15 protein-coding genes and 1 pseudogene are annotated in these 18,770 nt (G+C 57.4%); 10 read left to right on the top strand and 6 right to left on the bottom strand.

Annotated features, from left to right (window positions below; genetic code table 11):
- The first annotated feature begins 11 nt into the window (after nt 1–11).
- From CSING_RS03255 to CSING_RS03285, 7 genes are all read left to right on the top strand, one after another.
- A complete protein-coding gene (locus tag CSING_RS03255; RefSeq protein WP_084226151.1) occupies nt 12–1,139 on the top strand; it encodes an ABC transporter ATP-binding protein in 1,128 nt (375 codons plus the stop codon).
- The gene (locus CSING_RS12995) at nt 1,140–1,781 is read left to right on the top strand and encodes an HAD family hydrolase (RefSeq protein ID WP_052471372.1); all 642 of its coding nucleotides are present in this window, start codon (nt 1,140–1,142) and stop codon (nt 1,779–1,781) included.
- 19 nt (nt 1,782–1,800) lie between these two features.
- Nucleotides 1,801–2,688 (top strand): endonuclease/exonuclease/phosphatase family protein, encoded by an 888-nt coding sequence (locus CSING_RS03265; RefSeq protein ID WP_042529667.1) that lies wholly within the window; start codon nt 1,801–1,803, stop codon nt 2,686–2,688.
- Between the two features lie 674 nt (nt 2,689–3,362).
- Complete coding sequence (locus tag CSING_RS03270) at nt 3,363–4,991, top strand: SpaH/EbpB family LPXTG-anchored major pilin (protein ID WP_042529669.1); 1,629 nt, start codon at nt 3,363–3,365, stop codon at nt 4,989–4,991.
- A 139-nt stretch (nt 4,992–5,130) separates the two neighbouring features.
- Nucleotides 5,131–5,958, top strand: a complete 828-nt coding sequence (locus CSING_RS03275; protein ID WP_236684019.1) for a class C sortase — start codon at nt 5,131–5,133, stop codon at nt 5,956–5,958.
- Between the two features lie 48 nt (nt 5,959–6,006).
- On the top strand, nt 6,007–7,596 hold the full coding sequence (locus tag CSING_RS03280) for a SpaH/EbpB family LPXTG-anchored major pilin (protein ID WP_158407795.1): 1,590 nt from the start codon (nt 6,007–6,009) through the stop codon (nt 7,594–7,596).
- A 53-nt stretch (nt 7,597–7,649) separates the two neighbouring features.
- On the top strand, nt 7,650–11,480 hold the full coding sequence (locus CSING_RS03285; protein WP_042529675.1) for a SpaA isopeptide-forming pilin-related protein: 3,831 nt from the start codon (nt 7,650–7,652) through the stop codon (nt 11,478–11,480).
- An 82-nt stretch (nt 11,481–11,562) separates the two neighbouring features.
- On the opposite strand, the gene CSING_RS03290 is transcribed toward CSING_RS03285, so the two are convergent.
- Nucleotides 11,563–12,135: a CAP domain-containing protein gene (locus CSING_RS03290; RefSeq protein ID WP_042529677.1), complete on the bottom strand. Its 573-nt coding sequence runs from the start codon at nt 12,133–12,135 to the stop codon at nt 11,563–11,565.
- Nucleotides 12,136–12,650: 515 nt separating this feature from the next.
- Entirely contained in the window at nt 12,651–13,259 is a 609-nt protein-coding gene (locus tag CSING_RS03295; protein ID WP_236684020.1) for a glycine betaine ABC transporter substrate-binding protein, read from the bottom strand.
- A gap of 165 nt (nt 13,260–13,424) precedes the next feature.
- Between CSING_RS03295 and mmuM the strand changes: the two genes are divergently transcribed.
- From mmuM to CSING_RS03305, 3 genes and pseudogenes are all read left to right on the top strand, one after another.
- A complete protein-coding gene (gene mmuM / locus CSING_RS03300; RefSeq protein ID WP_042529679.1) occupies nt 13,425–14,291 on the top strand; it encodes a homocysteine S-methyltransferase in 867 nt (288 codons plus the stop codon).
- A pseudogene (locus CSING_RS13210) lies at nt 14,291–14,416 on the top strand (shikimate kinase); the annotation flags it as partial. The gene mmuM and the pseudogene CSING_RS13210, both read left to right, overlap by 1 nt.
- 132 nt (nt 14,417–14,548) lie before the next feature.
- Complete coding sequence (locus CSING_RS03305) at nt 14,549–14,932, top strand: hypothetical protein (protein ID WP_042529681.1); 384 nt, start codon at nt 14,549–14,551, stop codon at nt 14,930–14,932.
- Nucleotides 14,933–14,969: 37 nt separating this feature from the next.
- On the opposite strand, the gene CSING_RS03310 is transcribed toward CSING_RS03305, so the two are convergent.
- The 4 genes from CSING_RS03310 to CSING_RS13815 form a co-directional block, all read right to left on the bottom strand.
- Nucleotides 14,970–16,127, bottom strand: a complete 1,158-nt coding sequence (locus CSING_RS03310; protein WP_042529684.1) for an alpha/beta hydrolase — start codon at nt 16,125–16,127, stop codon at nt 14,970–14,972.
- A 211-nt stretch (nt 16,128–16,338) separates the two neighbouring features.
- Nucleotides 16,339–17,721, bottom strand: a complete 1,383-nt coding sequence (locus CSING_RS03315; protein WP_042529687.1) for a hypothetical protein — start codon at nt 17,719–17,721, stop codon at nt 16,339–16,341.
- Between the two features lie 409 nt (nt 17,722–18,130).
- Nucleotides 18,131–18,601 carry a cobalt transporter gene (locus tag CSING_RS13810; protein WP_236684021.1) on the bottom strand — a complete coding sequence of 157 codons (471 nt, stop codon included), beginning with the start codon at nt 18,599–18,601 and terminating at the stop codon, nt 18,131–18,133.
- Complete coding sequence (locus tag CSING_RS13815; RefSeq protein ID WP_169744721.1) at nt 18,567–18,740, bottom strand: hypothetical protein; 174 nt, start codon at nt 18,738–18,740, stop codon at nt 18,567–18,569. The genes CSING_RS13810 and CSING_RS13815 overlap by 35 nt, the downstream gene beginning before the upstream one ends.
- Nucleotides 18,741–18,770: the final 30 nt, after the last annotated feature.

The raw sequence follows: 18,770 nt of genomic DNA on the forward strand, positions 1-18,770 counted from the left end.
AGGGAAGAAAAATGACTACACCAACCGCGAAAACTGGTGGAAAGAACGCGAACGACCGCGTCCACACCCCAGCACCTATTTCCCCGAAATCTGAACCGTTGTCGGTGAGCTTCCAAGGCATCAATAAGTCCTACACCGCCAACGGCCCGCTCGTGCTTAAAGATATGGACTTGGATATCAAGGCCGGCGAGTTGCTCACGGTATTGGGGCCATCCGGCTGTGGTAAGACCACGACATTGCGCATCCTGGCCGGCTTTGAGTCACCCAACTCCGGTGACGTGCTGGTGGGTGGAAAATCCATCGTGAACACCCCTGCCAACAAGCGCAATATGGGCATGGTGTTCCAGTCCTACTCACTGTTCCCCAACCTCACCGTGGCAGAAAACATTGAGTACGGTCTGCGCATCCGCAAGATGGATAAAGCCGCTTCGCACCGTCGCTCCGCCGAGCTGCTGGAAGTGTGTGGTCTGCCGGGCTTTGGTGACCGGTATCCGGATCAGCTCTCCGGTGGTCAGCAACAGCGTGTGGCACTTGCCCGCGCACTGGCGATTGAGCCACAGGTACTGCTTCTTGATGAACCCCTCTCCGCGCTCGACGCCACTGTGCGTTCACAGCTGCGTGATGAGATTCGCCGCGTCCAGCAGACCATGGGTACAACCACCCTGTTTATTACGCACGACCAGGCAGAGGCTCTCGTCATTGCGGACCGGGTGGCTGTTCTGAACGGCGGAATCGTCGAACAGCATGCAGCACCGGTGGAGCTGTACTCGCGCCCAGCGTCGACTTTCGTGGCTCGCTTCGTGGGAACCATCAATGAGTTCTCTGTTCCGAAGGCGTGGACCCGAGCGGATGCTCTCCCACTGGACATGGACCCGAAGAAGGGCGACGACATTGTCTTCATCCGTCCGGAAGCCCTGCAGCTGACCGCGGACGACCGCTCCGACGCCATCGTGACGGATCACGCTTACATGGGCGACCACATCCGCGTCTCCGTTCAGCACCCCTTTGCCCGTGGTGGACACTGGACCGTCCAGATTCCTTCCCGCGACTCCTCTGAGGTGCCGGTCGGTGCGCGCGTTGCTCTGCGGCTTATCGACGATGTTGCGCTCCGCCTCCCCGCCAATGAGGTTAGTGACTAAATGGCGGAACTGGCTTGTTCCGCCGTGGTGTTTGACTGCGACGGAACGCTCATCGATTCCGAACAAACCTGGCTTGACCTTATGGCTCAACTCCTTGCAGAGCGCAAGCTCCGAGCCGACCAAGTCAGCAGTATGCGCGGCGTTACCGCAGCGGAAGCCGCGGCACGGCTAGCTGCGGTAACCGGTGAACGAAAAGATGAGCTGTGCAAAGAAATCGACCGCCGTTATAGTGAGGCCCTCACTTCCATCACACAGCCCCTGCCCGGCGTGCTCGAATTGCTTTCTTCACTCGATGATGTGGTCCCCACCGCGGTCGCAACCAACGGGCGCCGAGCGGATGTGGAGGCGATGTTGGGCCGGGTGGGCGTCGCCAAGCACATGCGCCATCTCCTCACTATTGATGAGGTGGAATGCGGCAAACCCGAACCCGACCTTTATATACGAGCATGCGCGGCGATGGGGCACCGGCCAAGTGTCGTCGTAGCTTTTGAAGATTCCGCAGTAGGGGCACGTGCCGCTCATGACGCCGGATGCCGCGTTGTCGGGCTCGGTGATGAAGTTCCAGATGAACTGGTTGTTGCCCGAGCAACCAACCTGGCTGACGTGCGGTTTGACGCGTCCAGACGCACATTCACCGTGTAAAACTAACGAGGAGACAATTATGTTTAGTCTGCAGACATGGAACCTGTGGTGGGGCGGCACCAAGGTGGACGATGGACACCGCAAAATGGTGGACGTGGTGAACAACCATGGCGCCGATATCATTTGTACCCAGGAATGCTTTAAGGACTGTGCTCGCGCTGTCTTTGCTGAGACAGGGTATCGCCATGCACAACAGGATTTTGACTGCGCGGTGTCTACACGTTTCGATGTGGACCTCATTGACACACCCACAGCACCTTTTGCCACCGCGGCGTGGGTCCAGGTACCTACGGAACATCAAAAAACTCGGCGCGTGCTGGTGTGGTCCGTGCACCTAGCTCCGTGGGACTACGGCCCCTACGCAGCGTTGAACGGCGAAGACCCAGCAGTAATCAACGTCCAACCGGAGGAGCGTCAGCGTCAAGAACAGATTGCCCAGATACTTGAACTCACAGCGCAGCTGGCTGAGCCCGAAGAGCCTGTCATCATTGCGGGTGACTTCAACAGTCCGGGCACTCTCGATTGGACACAGCGTAGCGACCTCCCGGATTATCAGTGGCTGCCCACAGATGCGCCGTTGAAGGCCGGATTCACTGATGCTTTCCGCGCTATCTATCCCGATGCCGCCGCAGTGTGGGGTGATACGTGGTCGCCTATTGAGCCTTTGGATAAAGAGCCTCGTGACCGAATTGATTTCGTCTTCATCAAAAATTTGGATGTATACACGGCGCTGACGCGTGGTGCTCTTGTCGTAGGGGAGGAGGGGTATGCAGCACCGGAGCTTGGTGGTACTTCGCCAGCCTTCACTCCCATCGGTTCAACTGCAAGTCTTATCCCAGACCAAGCAGGAAACGAGTATCCGAGTGATCACAACATTGTTGAAGTGCAACTCATGTTTCGGGATTAGTGTTTAGACACATCTGATAGGCGCCTTCCTCTCTGCGCATGGGAAGGCGCCTTTGATATATGCAATTCGCGGACCGCTGCCCACCATCCATCACTTTCTCTTATGCGCTAGCCGCGCATGCCGTGTCAGGGCCGGAGCAAGTTAAGCGATGCAATTAATAAAAGTTTAGATAAATTGCAGGGTTGAGCTGCTAGGGTTGCAAAAACCCTCCCGAAAATCGGCTCTCTGGTTGACATATCATTCAATAGTATAAAAATTATACAGACGATGGCAGTATAGGAAGCCCTTATGGAAAACGATATGCCCTGCAGGAATGAAAAATTACCCCCGCGCCGACCACCCGATTGAATGAATAAATATGCGGTCCAAAAAGTTGTACAAAGAATTTTGTCTACATTTCCCGGACGGTAGTGGATGAAAAAGTGCAGTTGGTGAGGGGTTTTGTGCGAAAATCCCGTGAATAGCCTGTCAATATGTCTGTCAAACTGTGTTGAACCTTGGAATATTGCGATTGACTGTGTGCAGAATCCTAGGTACGTTCAGCACTATCTCAGGGAGCTATCAGGCCCTGGGAGCCTGCACTAGCAAGTTAGTGTCCCTTACTTATCGCGCCCACCGACTCCACACACTTATTGGCGTGATAAGGCTGACCGGGGCTGACGGAAAGAGGAAATGTGAACAAGTTCAAGAAGGCGCTCGTTGCAGCAGTTGCAACGGGCCTCGTGATCTCCGGTCCGGGCGTCGGCGCTGCCGTTGCTGAGGATGCAAACAAGGGCGGTAGCACCGAGGAGACGACCACTCCGGCTACCCCAGACACCCCGGAGGACCCGGGCACCATTGACAAGAACAAGAAGTCCACGCTGACCATCCACAAGTTCTCCAACAACGAGCCGGGCCAGGAAGGCAATGGCCTGGAGCGTGGCGATACCGATGGCCTGGGCACTGCACTGAAGGGCGCGGAGTTCGAGATCAAGCGCGTTGATGGCTTTGACCTGACCACCAACAAGGGCTGGGAGGACCTGTCCAAGGTCACCACCAACGACGAGAAGATCGCCGAGCTCGGTGCTGCAGCAGCCTCCGTCGCAACCGGTGAGACTGACGCCAACGGTGTCCTAGCATTCGATAACCTCGAGGTCGGCGTGTACTACGTCGAGGAGACCAAGGCACCGGCCGGCCACGAGATTTCCACCAAGCCGTTCCTGGTTACCGTCCCGATGACCAACCCGGAGACCCTGAACGAGTGGAACTACGACGTTCACGTCTACCCGAAGAACAAGAAGGTTGACGAGCCGAACAAGCCGTCCAAGAAGGTCAACGACGAGAAGGCGCCGAAGGTCGGTGACACCGTTTCCTACGAGGCAACCTCCCCGGTCCAGAAGTTTGAGAACCTGACCCGTTTCAAGATCCGCGACTTCTACCCAGCAGATCGCCTCGAGCCCCACGCAATCGAGCCGATTACGTCCGTCACCATCACCGGTAACAAGAACGGCGTTGAGTCTACTGAGACTCTGGACGTCAACGACTACGCCGTTAAAAACGACGTTTCCGGACAGACCGATATTCTTCTCACCGCAGAGGGCATTAAGAAGGTCAACGCCTTCGACGCGGATGACGCTCGCAAGGTCGTTGTCAACCTCGACTTCACCGTTATCGAGGCAGCTGAGGGTGTTGATACGACCGCTCCTATCGTCAACAAGCTTGGCGTGAAGCAGACCAATAATGGCACCCCGGGCGAGGATCCGGGTGAGCCGGAGGAGCCGGGCACCCCTGACGAGCCGGGCGACCCGGACGAGTGGCCGAAGTCTTACTACGGTGACGTTCAGATCAAGAAGGTCGGCGATGAGGGCAAGGCCCTAGAGAACGTTGTATTCGACGTCTACCAGTGCAACAGCAAGGAAGACCTCTCCGCTGAGGCTCTGATCAAGGATGCTGCTAAGACCGATGCTAGCGGTGTTGCCACCATCAAGGGTCTGCGCGCTAACAACTGGGTCAACAACCAGGCGTGGCCGCTCGACAACAAGGACCAGGACGGCGACCCGCGCGCTTACCTCGGCTACTGCCTTGTAGAGACCCAGACTGGCAAGGACCACGAGCTCCTGGCTGAGCCGGTCTTCTTCCAGATCGAGGCTGCCAACGACAAGGTTGAGCTCACGTCTCTTGACATCACCAACGCCCCGCACAACGGTGGTTTCGACCTGCCGCTCACCGGTGGCCAGGGTGTCCTCTACCTGCTGGCCGGCGGCGTGATGCTGCTCGTGCTGGCTGGTGGTGCAACCTACGTGCTGCGTCGTCGCGAAGCATAAGCGAACTAGCGACGCACTGAAGCGCCGAGCCTTGTAGGGAGTTTCGGCGCTTGAGCCAAGGAGAGGAAAGAAGTTTATGACGGTCATCAATCAGTCGGGGTCGGAGCCTACTCAGCACTCACCCCGGAAGGATGGGCAAATGCGTAAACTCGTTCCTCTCCTTTTGGCGCTCGCAGGAATCCTGCTGCTGCTTTACCCGGTTGTGGGAACGCTTCTGCAAAACCACAACCAGACCGGCCAGGCGCAGGTCTACACTAACCAGATGATTGGTGAAGCCACGCAGCAGGAACGCGATAAAGCAATCGCGGATGCGCATGCGTGGAATGACGAGCATCAGGGAATGCCCATTTTGGATCCGTGGCTTGCGCGAATCACAAAGGACAATCCTGACTATCAGACTTACTTGAACCAACTGAATATCACCGATGCGATGGGACGCATTGTCATCCCTAGCATCAGTTCTGACCTACCCATTTACCACGGAACCCGTGAGGATACGCTCACTAGGGGGATTGGCCACCTGTACGGTTCTTCACTGCCCGTAGGCGGTGAAGGAACTCATTCAATTCTGACCGGTCACACTGGTCTGCCGGGTGCCACCCTGTGGGACAACCTCAAAGACTTGGGCACTGGCGACGCTGTCTATATGGATGTTTCTGGCCAGAAGATGAAGTACGAGGTATCCGACATTGAGGTTGTACTACCCAACGAGACCTCGAAGCTGGGACCCGAAGTGGGCAGAGATCAGATCACTCTTATTACCTGTACTCCCTATGGCGTTAACTCCCACCGCCTACTCATCACCGCACAGCGTGTGCCATTAGATGAAAAGGATAGCGAGGTCTTCGCTAAGACCTATAGCCCCTGGCAGTGGTGGATGACAGCAGCATTGAGCATCGTCGCATTGGTTATCCTCATCATTTTCCTGGTGTGGATGGCATCGCGCAAGAAAGAAAAGCGGACGTAGCAGATGACTAACATTCGACACCATGCGCAGTTTCTGTGCGTATTAGTAGTGACTATCCTTGCCGGGATGCTGTGCGCCGTGCTCCCCACGGCACAGGCGGAAGGCAATGTGTCCCTCATTAACCCGGATGCACGCGGTTCCCTAACCGTGGTGAAGTCCGCTGGGGACCCCTTCTCTCAGTATGGCGACCCCCAGCGTGGCGGTCAGCCAGAACCGGTGAAGCCAATCGAGGGTCTGGTTTTCAAGGCGCACAAGGTCGGCGGCATTGATCTCACCACCAACGAGGGGTGGCAGCAGGCTACTGATCTCAACATTGGTGATGTGGTACCGACAGGTTCCGAGCACCACCGCCTTGATGACGGCATCGAAGCTACAACGGACGCATCTGGCACTGCTTCCTTCACCGATCTCGATCTTGGCCTGTACTACGTCACCGAGCTGCCCGGCCCGGCACAGGAACAGGGCTTCAACACGATCGCTCCTTTCCTTGTTTCTGTTCCGTCCACGAGCGATGACGGAACCTCATGGAATTACGATGTGAACGTCAACGCCAAGGATCAGAAGCTGGTCGGCTCTAAAGCTGTGGCGAAAAAATGCGTTGAGGTAGGCGAGGACGTCCAATTCGGAATGAGCGGCACTCTTCCCGCACCGACACGTGAGGGCACCATCGCACGTTACGAGATCGTTGACCCGCTCGCGCCGGAACTTGAATACGCTGGTGCGGACGAGGCTTTCCTTACCGATGTTGCGGCTGGTGACGTCACTACGCAGCTTGACGACGCCGACTTCACCACCCACATGGACGGTTCCATCGTTCGCTTTTCGCTGACCGAGTCAGGCTTGGCTAAGGCTGCGACGATGCGCCAGAGCAATCCAGAGGTTCTTGTCACCTGGCGCTTTATGGTGAAGGTTAATGCGCAGCCGAAGGATGGCAAGGTTCTTAACAATGGCTACATCCTTCCACAGGGCTTCCCTGAGTTTGACCTAGAGACCACTCCAGGTATTCCGACCAACGAGGTAACTGTCAACGTTGGCGAGTGCGGCGAGACTCCTGGAACCACCCCGACCCCGGGAACTGGAACGCCGGAGCCCACGCCGAATGACACTCCCACTCCGGGGAAGACCCCTGAGGAAACTCCGGGAAAGACTCCAGACAAGACCCCGGGAGTGACACCGAATGAGACGCCTCGGGACACTCCGGAGACTACGGCGGAGAATACTCCAGGCGAAACGCCGGACAGTACGACTGGCAAGACTCCTGACAACACTCCGCAAGAGACTCCCGCCGACACCCCGGACTCGACTCCGGATGAGGGCACTCCAGATAGGGGACCGCGTGAGACCGAGACCTCTACAACTACGAACCGTTTCGGCATTCCACTGATTATCCCAGTGCCGCTGGTTCCGGTTCCGGTTCCTGGCCCCGGTATCCCGGGCCACCCGGAAGAGTTCGATCCGCGTGAGCCGGTCGTCCTTGCGGGAACTCCACCGGAGGACACCGTTGTATCGGAAACTCCGAGCGACTCTCACTTGGCAATGACCGGTGCGAATGTCCTTCGTTTGGCCGGTGCCGGCCTTCTCCTTCTGATAGCTGGAGGCTACCTGGCTACCCGAACCACGCGTGAGGGTGAGCAGTAATGATTCGACCTCAGCTTTTCACTAACCATAAAATTTCGAAAGGTGTAACCCCGGTGCGGCGTACAGGTAACTTCCTCAAACTCGCCTCGGTTGCGGCCATTGGTGCCCTGAGCTTCGGTGTCGCCCCGTATGCAGCCTCCCAAGAGACTGAAGCGGTAGTCAATCCCGCCGTAGAGGCCACGAGTGAACTTGATCTCTCCGAAGATTCCGCCGAACTGGAGACCGCTCCGCTCGAGGATTCTCAACCTGCCACTACCACGGCGGCAGCCTCAACTACGGCGGCAGCCCCAACTACGGTGGCTTCCAGTGCTGCTCCATTGCCGGTGGTTCATCCACAGCTGGTTGATTCCCCGGTCCAGGAAGAGTCCCTTGACGTGGAGTCTCTTGAAGGTGGCATGTTTAAGGTCACGCTTACCACGAATGAGCGCACTGCTGGTGATACGTCGACTGACTCGGTTGTAACCCTGAAGTACGCTAACACGGAACGCACAAAGGTAACTGTCTACCCCGCACGCGTCGATGGCACCAAGATTGCAACTGCGGTGGCCCGTGCTGAGTCAATGAATAAGGATTTTGACCTCGTGTCCTTTGACGTGGATGAGGTTTCGACCGCAGCTAATGGGGAAGTTAGCTTCATTTACGAGCCCGACACCGATAGCGTCAACGCGTCCGATGAGCTAAAAGCGTGGAAGATTGCCGACGAGGACCAGAAGTCTGCGTTCGAACTCGGAGAGACCCTCGGGGCGAAGCCGAGGACTTTCGCTGCCTATGGTGTAAGCCCTACGACCTCAGGTTCCAACTCTGATCCTTATTGGACAAGTAATACGAATGGCGAAGACGGGAAGGTCGTTGACAAAGCCCTCAAGTATGACTTCGGTGAACTTGGGATGGTGGGGCAGTCGTACCACGGCGCTCTCGTTGATCCGGATTTCGGTGGGGAGCACGAGCAAAACCCGAAAAACTACTACTACGGAGACCAATCTTTTACGTACCCGATTCGGCACCGCAACTGGTCGGCACGAGAGTACTACGTTAAGAAAACCGACGGAGATGACAATCGCTGGTACCGCGGCCCCGAGGTAATCGGTGGTGGTTCGGGCGGAGCCAACGATACGGTTACATATAACGAACAAGAGCAGGGATATTTCTTCTCCCGAGACCACGTCCAGCATGCGTGGTCTGAGGGGAACCGTGTCTACCGCGGTGATGAATTCCTTATCGGCGGCGGCGATCCGGATGCCGTGTGGTTCGGTGGCTCTTACGGAAACCCGCACTCCGTACGGGTTGATCTTTCCGGCGATTTCAAGAGAAGCGGTGAACCTGGATTCAAGATTTACATCGAGAATCAGTTAAATACGGATGATCCTGGCTGGATTAAGATCAAGGATACGATTTCTACCGGGTTCAATGTTTCTCGGGATTCCTACAGCTACATTTCTCCGGAGCAGGATTTGCTGATTCGCATCGGTCGCCGTGACAACTACGGCACCATTGATTATCAATTCTACGATCTTGAAGCGATGAAGCAGGACGGTCTCTTGAAAGCTGACCTCCGATTCAACACGGACAAGGTGTTGGGACAGATTTTTGGCGAGCTTGGCACGAGTTTGCTGAACTACCGCATCGGTATCAAGACCCCGAATTGGTCCCGAGTGTTCTTAGCAATTGGAACGACCGAAACTCCTACAGGAATCCAGTCCGTCAACACTGCTAATGGCTACCTGTACTCCAAGTTCATGCCGGAATTTGAGATGCAGCGCCCCACGGTAAACCGCGAGAAGCCGGTTCCCTCGATTACCAAAACGGTGAAGCACTCTAACAGTGAACCGGCTTGGAAAGAAAATGAGGAAACCGGCAAGAAGTACATTGACTACACCATCGACGTGAAGGCCCCGAAGGAAAAGGGCGAGTACTTCTATAAGGTCGAAGATACCCCGGACTTTGGGCCTGGGCTTAAGGTCAGGGAGCTGAAGATTCAGGGTGTGACTGGAAAGTCTAAATCTGAGTTTGCGGTGAAGAAGTCCACGACCAGTGATGGTGATGCGACATTCACTATTGGGCAGAAGGTTGCTCGAAACGACGAGCACTCGGACTACCTCGAAATCTGGGAGAATCAGACTCACTCGATTGAGGTCCGTGCCTACTTCGACGCGCCGAAGGATAAGGCGATTAAGGATCAGCAGTGTTCTGCTGGTCACGGTCTGTACAACGAGGCAGCGCTCAACGTCTACGGAAGCGATGAGAAGCCGTCCGATGATGCATGTGCCACGTACAACCAGAAGGGTGAGGACCCTAAGCCGGATGAGAACGTCACGATCACCAAGAAGGTAGACCCAGCGTCCGATACGCAGGCGTGGTCCACGGACAGTGACGGTAAGTACTACATTGACTACACCCTGAAGGTAGAGACCGCTGAACGCGCAAAGTCCCTCTACAAGATTCGTGAGACTCCAGACTTTGGTAAGAACATCAAGGTCACGGACCTGAAGATTCAGAACGTCGAGGGCAAGAATAAGGACGAGTTCAAGGTCACGCCTTCTGAGAGCACTGGTGGAGTGTCTAGCTTCATCATCAGTCAGAAGGAATCTCGTGAGGTCTCTGCCTTCCCGCAGCTCGGGAAGAATGACTTCCTGGAAATCTGGGGTGCACCGAACCCAGCACACGAGATTACGCTGCGCGCGTATTTTGACCCGAACGACAACAACATTGCGTCCACGGCTGGGGAGTGCAAGCCAGGAGACAGCCTGTACAACAAGGCCACCATTACTCTGCCGGGGGATCAGGACGGAGCCTCTGCTGAGGACTGTGCCGACTTCGAAGAAGAGAAATTCTTCGGCACGCCCACGGTGAAGAAGACGGTTGTTCCGGTGTCGGACGAGCAGGCTTGGGGAGAGACCCCGCGCAACGGTAAGATGACGAAGTACATCGACTACACCATCGAAGTCACCGCGCCCGCCAAGGAGACGAACTACAAGTACTGGTACACGGTGACGGATACGCCTAGCTTCGGGAATAACCTCAAGGTTACCGACGTGGAGCTCTCGAAGGTCGAGGGCACCTCCAGAGAGGACATTAAGACTGTCGTCTCCACTGGTACTGACGGGGTAAAGTCGGTGCTCTTCAAGAGCGCGACGATGCGTCAGAAGTCCTATGGTCCGCAGCATCAGCATGAGTACCTAGAAATTGCTGCTGCTAAAACCCACACGCTTTACATCCGCGCCTTCTTTGACAAGGTGAACAAGAACTCGTCCGTTTCCACGGGTGAACAGTGTCAGGCAGGCGACGGGCTGTACAACATGGCAACTCTGGGTCTGCCGAATGAAACCGAAGGTCCGAGCGACGATGCCTGTGCACCGTTCGTTGATGATGAGCCTGAGGAGGAACCGGGTGTCACTGTCGGTGTGGCCAAGATGAACGAGAAGAATGAGTATCTCCCCATCGGGACCGAATATTCCTTCTCCATCTACGACAAGGACGGCACCGAGGTCAAGCTTGACCATGTTGAAGAGCACGGAGATTCCTCCACGACCTTCGAGATCAAGAAGTCGAAGGAGCAGGCACTGAAGGTGGGCGAACGTTACACGCTCGTGGAAACCAAGGCTCCAGCTGGATTTGAGCTCCTTGCAGAGGCTGTTGCGTTCACAGTGCAGCGCGCCGAGGATGGCGAGCTCGGCCTTGAGATTGAGGATGCGCACCGTCATCCGCAGGTACAAGTCCTGACTCTCGGTGATAAACAGGATGAGAACTCGGTGTACTTCGCGGTGGCGGATATGCGCCAGGGTGACCTGCCGGCATCGGGTGACCGTGGAGTGTTCTGGACCTTGGGTCTCGGTATTGCGGCGCTGATTGCGGCAGCGGGAGCTACTCTGCGGCGTCGAGCCTAAGTGTGACTGAACCGCAGTAACGCTAAAGGGCCTAGCTATCCACGTGATGTGGGGAAGCTAGGCCCTTTACTGTGCGAGGCGATTAACGGCCGAAGTTCTGCACGGCGTAAAGCTTGCCGTCAGGGCTGGTAGCCAGACCGATGCCTACGGACTTAGCGCGCGGGTCGAGCAGGTTCTTGCGGTGACCCGGGGAGTCCATCCACAGCTGAACAAGGCGGGCATCGGAGTAGTCGGTCCACGCCTGAAGGACATTCTCGCCACCAGCCGGCAGGCCAGCGGGGTAGTAGGTCCAGAAGTTCGGGCGGTGGCGGATACGGCCTTCGCGGCTCAGGGTGTTGGCCCAATCCTGTGCCAGGTTGGTCAGGCTCGGGTCAACGCGCAGCGGGGCGAGACCGTTAGCCTTGCGGTGTGCATTAGTTTGATTAATGAGACCCTGGACGCTGGCAGAGGCGTTCGGAGCTGACACAACTGGGCCGGCAGCGGCCGGGGTGGTCGCGGTGGTCGGGGTGGTGAAGCCAAAGGAAGCCGGGTTGAAGGCGCCGAAGGAGCTACCAGCTTGAGCAGGGGCATTGACGGAGCCTGCGAAGAGTGCTGCGGCGGCGGCAACTGGGGCGACAATCTTCGTGGCGGTGCGTCCAAACTGGAGACGGAACATCGTGGTTCCTCTTTCTATTTCGGGCCTATGTGGCGGTGTGGTTCCCCGCGTGGTTCGCGGTTCCTTTCACTTAGAATTAAAGCTCCTGTCGCCCGCTTAAGGCTAGCTGACCAGCAGTTTTAAGCTTTATCCCCAGGTTTGCATCGCTTTGCATCCTGGTTCTAAGCTTCTGTTGGCTTTTGGGCGCTTTTTGCCTGAATTTGCATAGTTTGGCTCAGAAAGTAATGGGGCTGGGGGTGATTGGCGGGGGTGGGCACTCAGGATTGAATGTCCGCGTCCTGGGGTTTTCGTTGGTGACGGGTCAACTATTGCCAAAACCTTGGGTACTTCTATAGAAAATCATGGATTGCTCCTGGGAAAGGATAATTTGCACTTATGTGAAGGGGGTTGTGGGGTAGGGAGGGCGTCGGCAAGCACGGCGCCGAAATTGGGGCCAAATAGGGATCGATGAAGCCCCGCAGTGCGCCAAGAGAACGCAGTGCGGGGCTCAGTTAGGTCAATAGGTGAGGGGTGTTCTACTTGATGTCCCCAACCACCTCCGGGTTGTCTTCCTCGAAGCCGTCGCGGGCCAGCCAGTGCGGGCCCTCAGTATCACCCAAGGTGCCCTTCGGATCCTCCAGATCCTTCACCGGGAACTTAGCGTTGGCCCAGAACGGACGCCACAGGGTGACAACGATGTCCTTCTCAGCGTCGGTCGCGGACTTCAGCTCAGAGAGCATTGCCGGGGTGGAGGAGGTGGACAGGGTGTAGCCGTCCAGCTCGTAGCCATCGATGGTCTCCTGGGAAGCCTTGGTCAGGCCAGCGCCCGGCTCGATGCCGACGATCTTGCCGTCGAAGCGGTCTACCTGGCCCTTGAGGTCCTCGATGGAGTTGATGTCATCCATGTACTCCGGCACAGCCCAGGTTAGGCGGGCGTTCTCGTAGTAGGCGCCCAAGTCCTCAATCTTGTCGGAGTACTTGTCCATGTACTGCTTGTGGGTGAACTCAGACCAGGCGGACGGGTAGATGTCGATGTCCGGGACTCTTATCTTTTCCACCGTGTCACGGCATTCAGGCTGCTTCAATCTGAAAAGCAGGGTGTTGACAGGTCCTACTGAGATATAGGGGTGGTCATGTAGGCCCATGTGGGGAGCGCTCCCCATGCCTTCCTGCTGGGCATATGGTAGGTGGTGGGGTGATGCGCTTGTGTGCTGTGTCATTGCGGATAACGAAGCTGTAACAACTGCCTTGTGGTGCTGCCTAAGCGGTGTCAGCCCCCTAGACGTGGGTGGCTGATAGGCTCATGCGCCATGGCTCTCTTTGACGCTCCGCTGCTTCTCGACGGCGGCCTCGGCACCCACCTAGAAACCCGCGGCCACGACATATCTGGGCCCTTATGGTCAGCGCGGATTCTCCGCGAAGTGCCAGAGGAAATTCAGGCCGCGCATGCTGATTTCTTTGCTGCCGGTGCTCATGTGGCCACGACTGCGTCCTATCAGGTGACGTTTGATGCTCTTGGTGAGGAAGCTGAAAGCCTCTTGCGCTGCAGTGTCTCCCTAGCTCGCGCTGCCGCTGGAAAACACCTCGTGGCAGCATCGATCGGACCGTATGGTGCTGGCCCCGGGGAGGGCACCGACTATGACGGTGCCTATGGCCTCAGCCGCTCCGAACTGCATCGGTGGCATGCCCGCCGCGTGGCGGTGCTCGCGGATACGGATGCTGACTTTCTTTTGGCAGAAACCATCCCCAACGTCGATGAGGCTGCGGCTCTGCTCGAACTTCTTTCGGATCAACCAAAACCATTCGCGCTGAGTATTACCGGCGCTATCGCTGAGTCGCCGGCGAAGCTTGAGCAAGTGCTGGAGCTGGTCAGCGCTTTCCCCCGCCTGGGCGCTCTGGGTGTGAACTGCGTGAGAGCCCCAGGAGTTTTCCGCGTTGTGGAGACTTTGCGTAAGGGAACCGACAAACCCCTGCTGGCCTATCCCAATAGCGGGGAGGTCTGGGATCACGGTGCGCGTGAGTGGCGCCGTGCCGACTGTGATGTCCCCGGACTTATCGACACTGCTTCAGCGCTCCGCGAAGCAGGCGTCACCCTTTTGGGTGGCTGCTGCCGGGTAGGGCCGGACCTTCTTTGCCAGCTAGCGTACGATTTTGAGAAACCGCCTAAGGAGGAATGATGCATACGCGTGCCGTGATCATGGGGGTGTCCAGTTGTGGAAAGTCAACCGTAGGAGCCTTGCTCGCGGAACGGACGGGGCTTCCCTTTCGTGACGGTGACGATATGCATCCAGCTTCTAACATTTAACGGTAGCTGGAAAGGTCCCACGTTGGGAGGGCAACGATCGGGCCGATGAGAAGATGTATTCCACTTTCGCGACCGATATCAACCTTTTGGTTGGGGGTGCGGAATTTCCCTTGCTATACAGTGAGTTTCATGAAGAAATCGTCCATTGTCGCCTGCGCCGCTGCGTTGGCTCTGTCCGTATCCGCACCTGCAGCACAAGCTGAACTCACTCAGACTGAACGCGACCAGTTCCGCACAGATCCGGTGGGAGCCATCGCGTGGCAGTCCATTAAAGGATCTTCTGAAGGTCTTCGCGCCGACGGTGGATCGTTCACCGCAGCATCCTTCTTCTCCATGACGACGCCGGGGCAGAACATCGGCATGCCAGCGCTGCAGAACTGCGCGGAGCGCGTGGGCTCCTCCTCGCCGGCCGGCGGTGTGCGCTTCGTTGCTGCCGCTGTGTGCGCCACCTTCGATTCGAATTCCCGCAGTGAGGTGCAGCGCGCGAGCCTTCCTTCAATGCCGGTGCGTTAAATTCGCGGTGAGTCAGCTACACACGTAGCTGACCTGGCTACTCCACCCCGAGGGCCGGACCCACCGTGGCCCAGCTGATGGCTAACTCGCGGCGAAACAGTGCCCACGTGTGCCGCCCTGCGGGGAGTTCATAATAGTCAAGGTCAACTCCAGCTTTGGTTGCTGTCTTGGCGTAAAAAGAACTGCACCAATAATCCAATCGTTCATTGAGGCCCAGCGCTGGTAGGGGCGAGTCCTCCATGTCGACGTCGAAGTCTGCTGGACCACCGCGTGAGACAATGACAAATGTTTTCCGTCCCCGCTGTTGATCGAGGTTGAGAATCGGCGAATGCTGTGCCCACGCTGGATCCCACGGCGGGCCAAAGGAGCGGGCCGGGTCAGTGCCGTAGAACGCTGCACTTGCCCATGCGAATGCCTGCGCGAGGACACCGGTGGTCGAGGGGCAGCCTGAGATGGAGCCAGCCACCTTAAAACGCGGATCAAAGGTGGCGAGTTCTAGGGCTGGGCCGCCAGAGTTGCTCACGCCCGCGATGCCGTCGCGGCCATTGCCGTGAAATTCGGCGTCGATAAGCTGCGGGAGCTCCTTGGTCAGGTAGGTAGCCCACTTGTATTTTCCGTGTGTGTCGTGAGGCTGTGCCCAATCGGACATCATCGAACCATAGGCACCGCGCGGTGACACGACATTCACGTGCTTGTCCCGGAAGAACTCGGAGGCTCCGCCGCCGTCCCACCACAGTGCATCATCGCCGCCGCCTGCACCGCCCAGCAGATAATAGGTCGGGCGGGGCTGGGTATTCTCTATTCCCCCCGGTGGAAGGATAATGTCATTGGTAATGATGCGATCCATCGCTGGTGAATAGACCTTGAGCTTCCACACATTGTCCTGAATGTGTTTCAACTCGCGCAGTTGTGCCGGGGGTGCGTCCGCCGGTGGGTGTGTGGCCTCCGGTTTCACAACCGGGGCTCCGAGTTGCTGAAGCACGTGTCCCCAGGCGGCAAAGATATTCTCGCTGAAGAGCAAGGGCGCCAGCGGGCCCGTAGCGATGGGATCGAGAACAGTAGCGTACTGATCAAAGTTGGCGACATCGCTGCTCAGCGTATCTACTGCTTGTGCGTGTGCAGGCTGGGTGTGGGCAGTAGAGAAGACTAGCCCCACTGAAAGAAGGCTGGCGAGTGCGGTACGAGAAAAATTCACTATCTTACAATATCCAACGCACGTGAGACTCTAAGCGCTCGGCCTATGTGTCGGCGTCTCTTGGTGCACGGCGATCTGCCAGCGTTGGCGAAAGGCCCGCCCAGGGCATAGCGAAATCCCCGATCGCCTTGGGCGGTCGGGGATTTGCCTACTCTCTCACTGCCGGGCTACGCGCCGGCGGGCGCTGCACTTGAAAGGGGAGAGGGTGTTCTTAGAACAGGCCCTCAGCTGCCTTGCCAAAGTCGTTGACGGTGGCCTTGCGGGAGTCAACGTTCTGGTCGTTAGCGGTGGAGGTGTCGCCCTTCAGACGGGAAATCTGGGTGACCTCGATGTAGTTCTTGATGCGGCCTTCCTTGGTGTTGCCATCGCCGAAGTCCAGGTTGGCAACGCGAGCGGAGTCGCCAGCGTTAATCGGGTTAGCCAGGGTGACCTCGAAGGAGCGGGTGGAGGTAGCCTCGTTGAAGCCCAGGTCACGGATGTGTGCACCGTTGGAGGAACGCGGGGTGATGAGGCGGTCAACGCCCTTCGGGCCCTCAGCGGTCTTCACGTCAACGCGGTACTGAACGGCCGGGAAGTCACCGTAGTAACGGTCGGTACCGACGTTCTCCAGGCGGAGAGCAACGGTGCCAGCGAAACCAGCGTGCTTTGCACCAGAGGTGGTCAGAACCGGCTTGAGGTCCAGCTTCTGCTTAGCCTCGTCGGTCTTGCCGTTGTCAACGTCTTCCTGGATCTTCTTGTCGGCAGCCTCTTCCTGCTTGCCCTCTGCCTCGGAGACAACCTTCTCCTCCGGAGCAACCTCGTTCTCCTTCAGAACCTCAGCGTCAGCCTCCGGGGACTTGGACTCCTCAACAACCTTCGGGTCGTTGACATCGGTGGTGTTCTGAGCGTCCTTGTTCGGAGCGTAGGAATCAGCGATGTCGTCGTACAGCTTGACGCGAACCTCGTTCTTCATCGGCTGCATCGCAGACCAGAAGGTCGGGGTGGACCAGGTGCCGTTCGGCTTGCAGTACTGCTGGGTACCGGTCATGTTGAGAACGCGGAAGCCGTAGGTAGCCTCACCGGTGTGGTTCGGCGGAACGTCGTACGGGCCGATGGACTGGCCAGCCTCCCAGGAGAGGGAGTAGGACGCGGAAGCGCCAATCTTGGTGGCAATCTGGTGGGAAACGCCGAAGGAGCCTTCAGCGCCCTTGCCGGAGCCCTTGCCGCCCAGGTTCATGGAGGTGGTCTCGGTGCGGTCACCGTTGACGGACAGGGAGATGGACTGGGACTTGGACAGGTTCTGCTGCAGCGGAATGTCCTTCTTGGTCTGGTTGGTGGTGGAGATGGTGCCCACCGGCATGAAGTTGTCGGTCACCTTGTACACCACGGTGCGGTGGTCCTCCCACGGGTTGCAGACCGGGCGCGGGTTGAGGACGTTGGCCTTCATGTGGTCGGAGCCGTGGGTGGTGTGAACGATGGGGAGCTTGGCGTTAACAGCCGGGGTCTCCGGGTAGGACTCGGTGTGGGTTGCTGCGGAAGCAGCCGGTGCGAGCAGGGCGGTGCCTGCAATCGCAAGGCTGGCAACGAGGCCAGCGGTACGACGACGCATGGTCATGATTGTTCTCCTGAATGAAAAAGTTTGGGGCAAATTGGTGACGCACTGTGGGCGCGCTGTGGTGCGCTGTATCGCTCAGTGCGTGACGAGATGCAACAATAAGGGCCTTTTCAGGATCGTGCACCCTGAGGATTGTTAATATTTTTGTACACCAAAGTGATTTTCGATAGGGTAACACGCAGGTGAACAATTGGCTAAGAAAATTGCCTTTACCTCGTCTTTGCTAACTAGACCGTACTCTGGGGAAACGTCTTCTTGACCATTCGGACATCAACTAAAGTTTGACCTATGTCGGGGGTAAAAATAGGTCAACGAGAGGTGTCGAAACGAGGTTTGTGGAGCTGCAGGCTGCAAGCAAAATTGCGCCTGTTGACGCGTCAAGCTTAAAACCTGCTGAAGTTGACGGCGTCTAGTCCTCTTCGATTTCGGGGTCCTCGGCGCGGGCCTGTTCGAAGACTTCTGCTGCCGCGCGCACGTTAATGGCGCCAATGATGATGCCCACCACGATGTCGTGCCAGGGGCTTGCCCACACGATCATGAGAAGGCCTGCTGCAATGATCAGTATGTTTGCGGCTACGTCATTACGTGCGGCCAGCCACGCGCCGCGTGTGAGTGCCCCACCATGGCGCAGCTGAAGGAGGAGTACGGCGCACACGAGGTTGATGATCATGGCCGCGACTGCTGTACCAGACAGTGCTAGAGGCTCTGGTACGGCACCGCTGATGATTTTCCATATCGCCATGCCAAATGACGCCAGTGCTGGAATCAGGATTAGTCCTGCTAGGCCGTAGCTTGCTTTGCGACGTCCCGTTGCCGACCAGTGCAACGCTGCCAGAACCAGCGCATTAATGAGAAAAGTCTTCGAGGAAGTCAGCGGCATCCGCAAAAAGAGATGCCGAGCCAATGATGGAGGCGATGATGAACTCGCCAAAGAAGCCGATGAGGTTGAGCGCGGCTACCCACGCAACAATGCGCCGGGCCCGCTGGTCCAGCGAGGAGGAAGAGAGTTCTTGAGACACGCTTCTCAAGCCTACTGGGGGAAGCCTCGT

This window comes from Corynebacterium singulare (genome assembly GCF_000833575.1).
GTDB lineage: Bacteria > Actinomycetota > Actinomycetes > Mycobacteriales > Mycobacteriaceae > Corynebacterium > Corynebacterium singulare.

Bases quoted from the DNA above. Each gene is read 5' to 3' on its own strand.
- CSING_RS03255 (WP_084226151.1), top strand. From the start codon at position 12: ATGACTACACCAACCGCGAAAACTGGTGGAAAGAACGCGAACGACCGC.
- CSING_RS12995 (WP_052471372.1), top strand. From the start codon at position 1,140: ATGGCGGAACTGGCTTGTTCCGCCGTGGTGTTTGACTGCGACGGAACG.
- CSING_RS03265 (WP_042529667.1), top strand. From the start codon at position 1,801: ATGTTTAGTCTGCAGACATGGAACCTGTGGTGGGGCGGCACCAAGGTG.
- CSING_RS03275 (WP_236684019.1), top strand. From the start codon at position 5,131: ATGCGTAAACTCGTTCCTCTCCTTTTGGCGCTCGCAGGAATCCTGCTG.
- CSING_RS03290 (WP_042529677.1), bottom strand. From the start codon at position 12,135: ATGTTCCGTCTCCAGTTTGGACGCACCGCCACGAAGATTGTCGCCCCA.
- CSING_RS03295 (WP_236684020.1), bottom strand. From the start codon at position 13,259: ATGGGCCTACATGACCACCCCTATATCTCAGTAGGACCTGTCAACACC.
- mmuM (WP_042529679.1), top strand. From the start codon at position 13,425: ATGGCTCTCTTTGACGCTCCGCTGCTTCTCGACGGCGGCCTCGGCACC.
- CSING_RS03305 (WP_042529681.1), top strand. From the start codon at position 14,549: ATGAAGAAATCGTCCATTGTCGCCTGCGCCGCTGCGTTGGCTCTGTCC.
- CSING_RS03315 (WP_042529687.1), bottom strand. From the start codon at position 17,721: ATGACCATGCGTCGTCGTACCGCTGGCCTCGTTGCCAGCCTTGCGATT.
- CSING_RS13810 (WP_236684021.1), bottom strand. From the start codon at position 18,601: ATGCCGCTGACTTCCTCGAAGACTTTTCTCATTAATGCGCTGGTTCTG.